This window comes from Pseudomonas sp. MF09150 (assembly GCF_059862355.1).
In genome coordinates, this window is sequence record NZ_JCBCUS010000002.1 from 157,344 (window position 1) to 168,867 (window position 11,524).

Below are 11,524 nucleotides of genomic sequence, written 5' to 3' on the forward strand. Positions count from 1 at the left end.
GCCGCCCCAGGGGTTGAATTTCGCCGATCAGATGACGATCCGCAGGCACTGGCCCGCGTGATACAGAGAGAACCCAGCCTCGTACAGGCAACTGCGCAGGCCCACCCCGGCCAGCGGCTGCATGGGCGCGAAGGGAATCGGCAGGGCTTGAGGGTTTCCGTTACACAGGTAATCGGCAAAGGCTTTGCCGACCACGGTCCCGGTGGTGACGCCACGCCCGTTGTAACCGGTGACTGCCACTAAACCGGGCGCAGGTTCGAACAGACGCATCAGGTGATCGGGGGTGAAGGCGATGCAGCCGGTCCAGGTGCACTCCCACTCCACCGGCTTGAGATACGGGAAGTAATGCTGCTGCACCCGATCGGCCCAGGCCTTGAGGAACCAGGCGGGTTTCTGGTTGCCGTTGCCCAGGCTGCCGAGCAGCAGGCGGCCTTCGGCATCGCGGCGGATGCTGCTCAGCACCTGGCGCGTGTCCCAGGAGCCCTGGCCACCCGGCAGGATTTGCTGCGCGGCGTCTTCCGTCAGAGGCCGGGAGGCAACCTGGTAGTAGTAACCGGGGAAGAAATTGCGCCGCAGTTCGGTCCAGTCGCCTTCGGTGTAGGCATTGGAGGCAATCACCACCTGCTCGGCCAGCACCGAGCCCTGGGCCGTTTGCACCGACCAGCGCTGGCCCTGGCGTTCCAGGCGAGTAACCGGCGAGTGGTCGAACAATAGCCCGCCCAGGTCCACCGCCGCCTTGGCCAGGCCCGAGGTATAGGCCATGGGGTTGATGGTGCCGGCGCGTCGATCCAGGAGCGCGGCGGCAATCTTCTGGGTGCCGGTGGCGGCTTCGCATGCGGCACCGGTCAGCAACTCCACCGGCGCGCCACGGCGCTTCCATTGTTGTTCGCGACTGCGCAGGTCGGCCTCGCCCCGGGCGTTATGGGCCATGTGCAAGGTGCCTTCACGGCGCAACTGGCAATCAATGCGGTATTTGTCCACCAGGCTGAACACCAGGGACGGCGCCGCGCCCAGCATGCGGTTGAGCTGGCTGCCGACCTGCTCGCCGAAGCCGGCCTCGATATCGTCGGGCGCGATCCACATCCCGGCGTTGACCAGGCCGACGTTGCGCCCCGAGCCGCCATGCCCCGCGCGGTGAGCCTCCAGCACGCAGACCCGCTTGCCCTGCTCCAGCAAATGCACCGCCGCCGACAAACCGGTGAAGCCTGCGCCAATCACGCAGACATCCACCGCGACCTCGCCGTTGAGCGCGGCGTTGTCAGGCCTTTGCGGCGTCAGTTTTTCCCATAGACACTCTTCGCGTAACGCCATTGCCAGACTCCGAAATCAACCACATACAGGTTTGCATTCGCCGCTGTAACCGCCGCCGCAGGCTCGGCCCGCCGTTCGGACGCTGCTTCTCGCAAACAACGCCCTCCCCGGACACCCGCTACAGCTGTAGCCGCCCTCATTCAATCGAAGGTAATGCCCTGGGCCAGTGGCAGTTCCAGGGAGTAGTTGACGGTGTTGGTCTGGCGGCGCATGTAACCGCGCCACGCATCGGAGCCGGACTCACGACCGCCACCGGTTTCTTTCTCGCCACCGAAGGCGCCGCCGATTTCCGCGCCGCTCGGGCCGATGTTGACGTTGGCGATGCCGCAGTCGCTGCCCACCGCCGACATGAACTGCTCGGCTTCGCGCACATCGGTGGTGAAGATGCACGACGACAGGCCCTGAGGCACAGCGTTGTTCAGGCGCAGCGCTTCGGCAAACTCGGTGTAGCCGACCACGTAGAGGATCGGGGCAAAGGTTTCATCGCGCACCACGTCGCTCTGCTCAGGCATCTCGACGATGGCCGGCGACACGTAATAGGCATTCGGGAACTGTTCTTCCAACTGCCGCTTGCCGCCAAACACCCGGCCGCCTTCGCTCAAGGCCTGCTCCAGGGCGTCCTGCATATTGTCGAAGCTGTGCTTGTCGATCAGCGGGCCGACCAGGTTGCCTTCCAGCGGATGACCGATCCGCACCTTGGAGTAGGCGGCCTTGAGCCGGGTGACGATTTCTTCCTTGACCGACTCATGGGCAATCAGTCGGCGCAGGGACGTGCAACGCTGGCCGGCGGTGCCGACAGCGCTGAACAGAATGGCGCGCACGACCATGTCCAGGTCGGCGCTTGGGCCGAGGATCATCGCGTTGTTGCCGCCCAGCTCGAGGATGCTGCGGGCAAAGCGCGCGGCGACTTTGGGCGCCACTTCACGGCCCATGCGGGTGCTGCCGGTGGCGCTGATCAGGGCCACACGCGGATCGTCCACCAGCGCGGCGCCGGCTTCACGCCCGCCGATGATCACCTGGCTGAGGTAGGGCGGAGCGTCGCTGAAGTTTTTCAGCACGCGCTCGAACAACGCCTGGCAGGCCAGAGCGGTCAGCGGGGTTTTCTCTGACGGCTTCCAGATCACCGGGTTGCCGCAGACCAGCGCCAGAGTGGTGTTCCAGGCCCAGACCGCCACCGGGAAGTTGAACGCGCTGATCACCCCGACCACGCCCAGCGGGTGCCAGGTTTCACGCATGTGGTGGCCAGGACGCTCGGAGGCGATGGTCAAACCGTAGAGCTGGCGCGACAGGCCGACGGCGAAGTCGCAGATGTCGATCATCTCTTGCACTTCACCCAGGCCTTCCTGGGTGATCTTGCCGGCTTCCCAGGACACCAGCTCGCCAAGGTCGGCCTTGTACTCGCGCAACACTTCGCCGAACTGGCGGACCAGCTCACCACGACGGGGCGCCGGCACCTTGCGCCAGAGTTCGAATGCATGCTCTGCGCGACTGACCTGTTGCTCGACTTCGGCCGCGCCTTCCCAGTTCACGGCGGCGATGCGGCTGCCGTCGATCGGCGAGTGCACGGGCTGGCTGCCCGACTGATACAGGGCCGGGTTCACACCGAGACGATCAAGCAATGCGGCAACCATGGGTCACTCCTTACAGATAAAAAAACAAAAAGTCGTAGCCGATAAACCAGCTATTGAGGCCTGTAGTTGTAGCTGGCCTGAGACTTGCCAACAAACGACGATTAGGCGAGATATCATTCCGTTTATTCATGCTGCGTCGGCCAAGCAGCGCTGAGACAAGAACCAGGGACCTTGCGCCATGCTGAACAAACGCCACCTGCCCTCGATCACCGCCTTGCAGTGTTTCGAAGCGGTCACCCGCCACCTGAGCTTCACCCGTGCCGCCGAAGAGCTGAACCTGACCCAAAGCGCGGTCAGCAAGCAGGTGGCGCAACTCGAAGAGCTGCTGCAACACCTGTTGTTCCGCCGCGTGCGCCGACGCTTGCAGATGACCCCGGCCGGCGACCTGTACCTGGTGGAAGTGCGCAAGATCCTGACCCAGGTCGAGATGTCGACCCACTACCTGCGTTCCTACGGCGGTGAAACCGAAGTGCTGCGGGTGTCCACGCCCTCGACCTTCGGCGCGCGCTGGCTGGTGCCACGCCTCAAGGGCTGGCGCCTGCGTCATCCGCATATCCATCTGGACCTGTGCAACGAGCAGGAGGCCGATGATTTGCTGCAGGGCCGCAGCGACCTGGCGTTCTACTTCGGCCAGGGTTCGCGCCCCGGCACCGAGTGCCTGAAGCTGTTCAGCGAAGAGCTGGTGGCGGTCTGCGCCCCAGGCAGCTTGCCGGACCAGCCGTTCACCGACCCGACGCAACTGGCCGATCTGGTGCTGCTGCAGAATGCCTCCCGGCCCCAGGCCTGGCACGACTGGTTCGACAGCCAGGGCTACCACACCGAACACAGCTATCACGGCCCGCGCTTCGAAACCTTCTACATGTGCATCCGCGCCGCCCAGGTCGGTTGCGGCGTGGCCCTGCTGCCGCGCTTTCTGGTGGAGGAAGAGTTGAACGACGGCAAGCTGGTGATCGCCTGGCAGTACGCGATGCCCAGTAACGATGCGTACTTCATCGCCTACCCCGAGCATTCCGCCGAAGTGCCCAAGGTCCGCGACTTTGTGCGCTGGATGCTGGAGCAGGTCGACAGCCCGACCCCCTAGCGGCTCGGCCGCGCCCGCTAAAAAAACGCTGGCAAAACAGACTGCGGATATGCGCCACTACCGCCTTCATTGAAAAAAGCTGCAAAGCCGCGCATTTCTACGCGGCCCGCCTGGAGATTCCCGTTATGAGCGAGAGTGTGTTTGCCGATCGCATCGTGCAGAACCTGCTCGACACCGACTTCTACAAATTGACCATGATGCAGGCGGTGCTGCACAACTACCCCAACGTGGAAGTCGAATGGGAGTTCCGTTGCCGTAACAGCGAGGACCTGCGGCCGTACCTGGCAGAAATCCGCTACCAGTTCGAACGCCTGGCCGAACTCAGCCTGAGCGCTGACCAACTGAGCTCCCTGGAGCGCATCAGCTTCCTCAAGCCCGACTTCCTGCGTTTTCTCGGTCTGTTCCGCTTCAACCTGCGCTACGTCTACACCGGCATCGAGGACGGCGAGCTGTTTATCCGCCTGCGCGGGCCCTGGCTGCACGTGATCCTGTTTGAAGTGCCGATGCTGGCCATCGTCAGCGAAGTGCGTAACCGCTATCGCTACCGCGAAGTGGTGCTGGAGCAGGCGCGCGAGCAGCTGTACCGCAAGTTCGACTGGCTCAGCGCCAACGCCAGCAGCGAAGAGCTTTCGGAGCTGCAGGTCGCCGACTTCGGCACCCGCCGGCGCTTCTCCTACCGCGTGCAGGAGGAAGTGGTGAACGTGCTCAAGCACGACTTCCCCGGGCGCTTCGTCGGCACCAGCAACGTGCACCTGTCGCGGGTGCTGGACATGAAGCCCCTGGGCACCATGGCCCACGAATGGATCATGGCCCACCAGCAGCTCGGCCCACGGCTGATCGACAGCCAGATCGCCGCCCTGGACTGCTGGGTCCGCGAGTACCGCGGCCTGCTGGGCATCGCCCTGACCGACTGCATCACCACCGACGCCTTTCTCGGCGACTTCGACCTGTACTTCGCCAAGCTCTTCGACGGTTTGCGCCACGATTCCGGCGACCCGATCCTGTGGGCCGAAAAAGCCATCGCCCATTACCACAAGCTGGGCATCGAGCCGATGAGCAAGACCCTGGTGTTTTCCGACAGCCTGACACTGCCCCGCTCCCTGGAGATTTTCCGGGCGCTGCGTGGTCGGATCAATGTCAGCTTTGGCATCGGCACCAACCTGACCTGCGATATTCCCGGTGTCGAGCCGATGAGCATCGTGCTTAAAATGGCCGCCTGCAATGGCCAGCCGGTCGCCAAGATCTCCGACGAAGCGGGCAAGACCCATTGCCGGGATCCGAACTTCGTAGGTTACCTGCGCCACGTTTTCCAAGTACCTGCCGCCCTTTCAGGCACATCAAGCAAGGAGTGAATCATGCAAGCCGTACAGCGTGAGATTGCGCAGCAGCTCAAGGTCCAGGCACCGTTCCAGGACCAGGCCGCCCTGGAGGCGGAAGTCGCCCGGCGCGTGACCTTTATCCAGGACTGCCTGCTCAATTCGGGGCTCAAATCCCTGGTGCTGGGCATCAGCGGCGGTGTCGACTCCCTCACCGCAGGCCTCTTGGCACAACGGGCCATGCGCGAACTGCGCGCACGCACGGGTGACGACAAGTACCGTTTCATCGCCGTGCGCCTGCCCTACGAAACCCAGTTCGACGAGCACGATGCCCAGGCCTCGGTGGACTTCATCGCCCCCGATGAGCGGCACACGGTCAATATCGGCCCTGCGGTCAAGGCCCTGGCCAATGAAGTCGCCGCCTTTGAAGGGCAGCACGCGGTGTCGGTGGATTTCGTTCTCGGCAACACCAAGGCGCGGATGCGCATGGTGGCCCAGTACACCATCGCCGGCGCCGCCCATGGCCTGGTGATCGGCACCGACCATGCGGCCGAGGCGGTGATGGGTTTCTTCACCAAGTTCGGTGACGGTGCCTGCGACCTGGCCCCCTTGAGCGGCCTGGTGAAGAACCAGGTACGGGCCATCGCCCGGCATTTCGGCGCGCCGGAGTCCCTGGTGGAAAAAGTCCCCACCGCCGACCTTGAAGACCTGTCGCCGGGCAAACCGGATGAAGCCTCCCACGGCGTCACCTACACCGAGATCGACGCCTTCCTGCACGGCCAGCCGGTGCGCGAAGAAGCGTTCAAGATCATCTGCGACACCTACCGCAAGACCCACCACAAACGCGAAATGCCCTTCGCGCCGTGAGTCCCTGCGGGCCCTGGTCCCGCTAACACCTATGGCCAGGGAGCAGGCTCCCCCCATAAAAAAAGCCGCTTTCCCTTACCAGGAAAGCGGCTTTTTTGTTGCTGCCGGGTCAACCGATCACTTCAGGACCACAGCGCCTTTCATCATCGAGTTGTGGCCAGGGAACGAGCAGAAGAACTGGTAGCTTTCGCCAGCAGTCAGCTTCGACACGTCGAAGGTCACCGAGTCTTTTTCGCCAGCACCGATGATTTTGGTGTGGGCGATAACGCGGGTGTCGCCATCTTTCAGGTAGCTCTTGTCGATGCCGGCGGCCATGCCGTCGGTGGCAATACCGGCCATGTCGGCGGTTTTGCTCAGGACCCAGTTATGGCCCATGACGTTCTTCGGCAAGCTGCCGGAGTGGGTCAGGTTGACGGTGAACGTCTTGCAGCTCTTGTCGATGGTGATTTCCTTCGTGTTGAAGGACATCTGGTCGGTGGAATCAACATCGACCTTGCATTCGGCGGCCATCAATTGGCTGCTAGCCAGTGTCAACAGGGATACCGCAACAAGTTTGGCAAACATGGTGAATCTCCAAGGCAGGGTTTAACAAAATCCATCTGAATCCATGGGGGTGAAGACTGCCTGAAAACTTCGCAAGTTCCTATGATTTGCATCAAGAAATTGTATACAACTTTCGACCTATAGCCCCGATTAAGACAATTGACCGGCCCGGGGCCGACTCGGCCTTTATGATCCGCTCATTCCCCCAGCTGGAGCACCGTCATGCCTCTCAACAGCCTGTTTCGCAGCTTGCTCGCCGCCTATGCCTGTGGGGCCAGCGGCACCCATGAAACCCCGCAACACGAGGTTTAACGTTTGGCGCATCACCCTCAAGCCATTACTCTTGGGCCCTCAATGACCTGGGAGTAAGGCATGCCATTAACGTCTGTCTGTGTGTTCTGCGGTGCCAGCACCGGCACCAACCCCGTTTACCGTGAAGCGGCCGCTGCCCTCGGGCGGGCCCTGGCCGAGCGCAAGCTGACCCTGGTCTACGGCGGCGGCGCTGTCGGGCTGATGGGGATTGTTGCCGATGCGGCCCTGGCGGCCGGCGGCGAAGTGATCGGGATCATCCCGCAAAGCCTGAAGGATTCGGAGATCGGCCACACCGGTCTGACCCGCCTGGAAGTGGTCGATGGCATGCACGCACGCAAGGCGCGCATGGCCCAACTGAGCGACGCCTTCATCGCCCTGCCAGGCGGTCTCGGCACCCTGGAAGAGCTGTTCGAAGTCTGGACCTGGGGTCAGCTTGGCTACCACGGCAAGCCGCTGGGTCTGCTGGAAGTGAACGGTTTTTATGAAAAGCTCAGTGGTTTTCTCGATCATATCGTCGGCGAAGGCTTCGTTCGGGCTCCGCACCGTGCCATGCTGCAAATGAGCGAATCGCCCGCAGAACTGCTGGATGTACTCGACGCCTGGCAACCTTCGGCCCCGGCAAAATGGGCCGAACAAAAACCCAGCTAACCGCCCAGGCCCGATACAAGGCAGAATACGCGCCGCTCAACCTCACCTTCGACCCCAAGAGGATCGCCCATGGCTAAACCTAATTACTCCTTCGCCAAACGTCAGAGAGACCTGGCAAAGGAGCAGAAGAAAGAGGAAAAGTTGCAACGCAAGAAAGCGACCGCTGAAGAAGAAGCCAGCGCACTGAACCCGGAAGCAGAAGGTGAAGTGGCAACCGATGATAGTGACGCCGTAGACAATCAGGCTCCCCAGGCCTGATACCCGCCGGGCCCGATGTTCCGATCAGGCCCCGGGATCTGTGCCCAGGATCGGCAGCCACGCTGCCGGTCCTCACAGACCCACCCCTTGACCCACGGGTCTCGCCCCCTCAAAAAATCCCGATCGCCAGCCCCGCCGTAGGTACAACCACGCCTGGGTGAAAGCCCGGCAAACCGCAGTCACTCCAGGGGCATCACCGTGACCTGCACTTCCGGATCGTGGTTGCCGCCGCCCAGAATCACCCCGCGCAGCGGCGAGACATCGGAAAAATCCCGACCCCAGGCCAGGGTGATGTGCTCCAGCGCCGGCTGGACGTTGTTGGTCGGGTCGAAATCCACCCAACCCAGCACCGGACAAAACACCGAAACCCAGGCGTGGGACGCATCGGCGCCAATCAGCCTGGGTTGCCCGGGCGGTGGCTGGGTCAACAGGTAGCCGCTGACATAACGCGCCGCCAGCCCGCGGGAACGCACGCAGGCGAGCATCAGGTGGGCAAAGTCCTGGCACACGCCGCGCCGCCGTTCCAGCACTTCCACCAGGGGCGTAGCGACCTGGGTAGCCTCGGCGTCGAAGGTGAACTCGCTGAAGATCTTCTCCATCAGCGCCTGAACCCCGAGCAATAGCGGGCGCCCGCTCGGGAAACAGCTCGCGGAAAACTCGACGAAGCTTTTCTTCAGGTGCACATAGGGCGATTCAAACCGATAACGGCAGGCGTCCAGCAACGCTGCCGACAAGGGCTGGCCGCTATAGGTCAGCGCGCTGCGGGTTTCATCCCAGGCCGGGGATTGGCTGAAATCCAGCAGCGGCCGGGCCAGCACCTCGACCGTCAGCTGGGCATTGACCAGCAACTCATCATGGGGCCGCTCGAACGCCAGGCGGGTCAGCGGGTTGCCGAACACATCCAGCTCATCGCGGCGCACCGTCGGCTCCGGGCTGATCAGCAACTGCTGTTCGGTGCAACGCTGCCAGGCGCAGGCTCGCGGCCACAAGTGAGCCAGTTGCTGAGCCAGGGACACCGGGCTGTCGTAGTGATAGTGAGTGTCATGAAAGATCTGGTACCGGGCGCTCATCAGACAGACACCGTTTGTTGGCTGACATCGTCGACATGGGCGAAATGGCGCAAGGCCAGGCGATCGGACACCTGGCTGCTGGCATCGGCGATCTCCTGCAACAGGTCGGCCAGGCCATCGATGGCGGCGTGCACGCTGGCTTCGCCAAACAGGGAGTTTTCCAGGCAGCCCAGGTCAAAACGCGACAGGCGCTCCACCAGCTTGGGCAGGCCGGCTTCGCGGGGGGCACCGAAGTCATCGTTCAAGCGCTTCAGGGTGCGGGTCACCAGTTTCAACTGGAACAGCACGGCGTGCGGGTTCTGCTCATCCAGCAGCAGCAAGTCGAGCACCGGGATCAACTGCGCCACCGCCAGGTAGCGCGAGCGGTAGGTGATGCTGCTGTTGCCCAGCTCCAGCAGCCACTCCAGCCCGGCCTGATCGAACGCGCCAGTGCCACGCAGGAATGCGGCAAGGCTGGCGCTGAGAAACTGCAGGCGCTCGATGCGCCGGCCGATCATCAGGAAGCGCCAGCCCTCGTCGCGGGTCATGTCGTCCAGGGCAAACCCGGACAGCGCCGCCAGGGACATCACCAAGCGGTTGAGGAAGTCCAGCAGCTCGCCAAAGTCTGGCTCCTCGGTGTCCAGCTCCAGGGCTTCGCGCTGCAACTCCACCAGGGCCTGCCAGTTTTCCCGGGACAGCTTGCCGCGCACCTGGGACGCCGCCCACTGCAAGCGTTGCAGATTGGACCGCAGGCTGAACGACCAGTCGTCACCCAGCAGCGCCGCCAGCAAGCGCTCCGGCAGCTCACCTTCATCCGGCAGCAGCATCAGGCTTTCGCCCAGGTCGACGGCGGCCTGCAAGGCCTGTGGGTAATCGCCGTCGACGTAGCGCGCGAGCATGATCCGCAACAGCCGCGCGCTGTCATCGCAACGCTCGCAATAACGGCCAAACCAGAACAAGTTCTCCACCACCCGCGACGGCAGGTACGGATCGCGCCGCACCAGGTCGTACACGCCAATGGTGCGCTGGCCCTTCCACTGCTCGCCGCTGGGCGCCCGTTCGCCAAGCACCCAGGTGTCCTTGCTCGCGCCACCGCGCTGCATCGACACCACTTCGGCATCCGCCTCGGCGGCGACCCGGGTCAAGCCCCCGGGCAATACCCGATAGCCACCGGCACTGGCCACGGCGTAGACCCGCATGCCGATCGCACGGGGCTGCAACTGGCCGTCCTCGGCCTGCCAGATCGGCGCCTGGGACAGCTGCGCCAACTCCTGGGCGACATAGGCATAGGGCCGCGTCCGCATCCGCTCGGCCAACGCCACGCGCTGCTCCGGGGTCAGGTCGCGGCCGAACAGCGGCGCGAAGCTTTGCGAGGGAAACGCCGGCTTGATCAGCAGCTCCGGCATTTTCTCCAGGGCCTGGGCCAGCACCGGCGCCTCGCCGCACCACCAGGTGGCCACCGACGGCAATATCAGCTCTTCGCCGAACAGGTATTGGTTGATCTTCGGCAGGAAGCCGAGCAGCCCCGGAGACTCCAGCACCCCGCTGCCCAGGGCATTGGCCACCAGCACCCGGCCCTGACGCACCACCTCCAGCAGCCCGGGCACGCCGAGCGCCGAGTCGGTGCGCAGCTCCAGCGGGTCGCAGAAGTCATCGTCCAGGCGGCGCATGATGGCGTGCACTCGGCGCAGCCCGCTGAGGGTTTTCAGGTAGACCGTGGCATCGCGCACGGTCAGGTCGCCGCCCTCGACCAGGGGGTAGCCCAGCTGCCGCGCCAGGTACAGGTGTTCGAAATAGCTTTCATTGAAGCGCCCCGGCGTCAGCAGCACGATCAGTGGCGCTTCCTCGTCTCGCGGGGCCTGGCGGGCCAGGGTTTCCTGCAAGGTGCGGAAGAACCCGGCCAGGTGCTGCACTTGCAGGTCCCGGTACAGATCGGGAAAGGCCCGGGACACGATCATCCGGTTTTCCAGGGCATAACCGGCGCCGGAGGGCGCCTGGGTGCGGTCGGCGGTGACCCACCAGCGGCCATCGGGGGTGCGCGCCAGGTCCACCGCGTACAGGTGCAGGAAGGCGCCGTCAGGTGGCTGGATACCCTGGCACGGCCACAGGAAATTGTTATGGCCAAACACCAGCTCAGCCGGCAGCAGGCCTTCGCTGATCAGGCGCTGCGGCCCGTAGAGGTCGGCCAGCACGGCGTTGAGCAGGCGCGCGCGCTGGGCGATCCCGGCCGACAAATGCTGCCACTCGTCCGCGGGGATCACATGGGGCAGCAAGTCCAGCTCCCAGGGCCGGTCGGCGCCCTTGGGATCGGCGTAGACGTTATAGGTGACGCCGTTCTCGTGAATTTGCCGGGTCAGCAGCGCCTGGCGCTGGGCCAACTGCGTCGGCGTGCTCCGTTGCAATTGCTCGAGCAGGCGCTGCCAGTGCGGCCGGACCGCACCGCTGTCGTCCAGCAGTTCATGGTAAGTACCCGCCGTCAGCGGGTAGCGGGCAAGCAGGTCGGGCATG

Annotated in this window: 10 protein-coding genes; 5 read left to right on the top strand and 5 right to left on the bottom strand. The window is 63.9% G+C overall.

Annotation, left to right across the window (positions count from 1 at the left end; all coding sequences use genetic code 11):
- Positions 1-27 precede the first annotated feature (27 nt).
- Both amaA and amaB read right to left on the bottom strand, forming a co-directional pair.
- Positions 28-1,311: an L-pipecolate oxidase gene (gene amaA / locus AC19YX_RS10265; RefSeq protein ID WP_201129210.1), complete on the bottom strand. Its 1,284-nt coding sequence runs from the start codon at positions 1,309-1,311 to the stop codon at positions 28-30.
- Positions 1,312-1,451: 140 nt separating this feature from the next.
- Positions 1,452-2,942, bottom strand: a complete 1,491-nt coding sequence (gene amaB / locus AC19YX_RS10270) for an L-piperidine-6-carboxylate dehydrogenase (protein WP_500606195.1) — start codon at positions 2,940-2,942, stop codon at positions 1,452-1,454.
- 178 nt (positions 2,943-3,120) lie between these two features.
- Here amaB and AC19YX_RS10275 point away from each other — a divergent pair, with 178 nt between their 5' ends.
- The 3 genes from AC19YX_RS10275 to nadE all read left to right on the top strand — a co-directional run bounded on the left by AC19YX_RS10275 (position 3,121) and on the right by nadE (position 6,206).
- Entirely contained in the window at positions 3,121-4,023 is a 903-nt protein-coding gene (locus tag AC19YX_RS10275) for a LysR family transcriptional regulator (protein WP_078469569.1), read from the top strand.
- Between the two features lie 125 nt (positions 4,024-4,148).
- Positions 4,149-5,375 carry a nicotinate phosphoribosyltransferase gene (gene pncB / locus AC19YX_RS10280; protein ID WP_020299410.1) on the top strand — a complete coding sequence of 409 codons (1,227 nt, stop codon included), beginning with the start codon at positions 4,149-4,151 and terminating at the stop codon, positions 5,373-5,375.
- A gap of 3 nt (positions 5,376-5,378) precedes the next feature.
- Entirely contained in the window at positions 5,379-6,206 is an 828-nt protein-coding gene (nadE, locus tag AC19YX_RS10285; protein ID WP_020299411.1) for an NAD(+) synthase, read from the top strand.
- A 117-nt stretch (positions 6,207-6,323) separates the two neighbouring features.
- On the opposite strand, the gene azu is transcribed toward nadE, so the two are convergent.
- The gene (gene azu / locus AC19YX_RS10290) at positions 6,324-6,770 is read right to left on the bottom strand and encodes an azurin (protein ID WP_020299412.1); all 447 of its coding nucleotides are present in this window, start codon (positions 6,768-6,770) and stop codon (positions 6,324-6,326) included.
- A gap of 351 nt (positions 6,771-7,121) precedes the next feature.
- On the opposite strand from azu, the gene AC19YX_RS10295 reads away from it, so the two are divergent.
- Both AC19YX_RS10295 and AC19YX_RS10300 read left to right on the top strand, forming a co-directional pair.
- Positions 7,122-7,709: a cytokinin riboside 5'-monophosphate phosphoribohydrolase gene (locus tag AC19YX_RS10295; protein WP_078469568.1), complete on the top strand. Its 588-nt coding sequence runs from the start codon at positions 7,122-7,124 to the stop codon at positions 7,707-7,709.
- 69 nt (positions 7,710-7,778) lie between these two features.
- Positions 7,779-7,967: a hypothetical protein gene (locus AC19YX_RS10300; protein ID WP_500606196.1), complete on the top strand. Its 189-nt coding sequence runs from the start codon at positions 7,779-7,781 to the stop codon at positions 7,965-7,967.
- A gap of 179 nt (positions 7,968-8,146) precedes the next feature.
- On the opposite strand, the gene AC19YX_RS10305 is transcribed toward AC19YX_RS10300, so the two are convergent.
- Together AC19YX_RS10305 and AC19YX_RS10310 are read right to left on the bottom strand one after the other, a co-directional pair.
- Entirely contained in the window at positions 8,147-9,037 is an 891-nt protein-coding gene (locus AC19YX_RS10305) for a transglutaminase family protein (protein WP_078469567.1), read from the bottom strand.
- Positions 9,037-11,523 carry a circularly permuted type 2 ATP-grasp protein gene (locus tag AC19YX_RS10310; protein ID WP_500606197.1) on the bottom strand — a complete coding sequence of 829 codons (2,487 nt, stop codon included), beginning with the start codon at positions 11,521-11,523 and terminating at the stop codon, positions 9,037-9,039. Before AC19YX_RS10310 ends, AC19YX_RS10305 begins: the two co-directional genes overlap by 1 nt.
- Position 11,524: the final 1 nt, after the last annotated feature.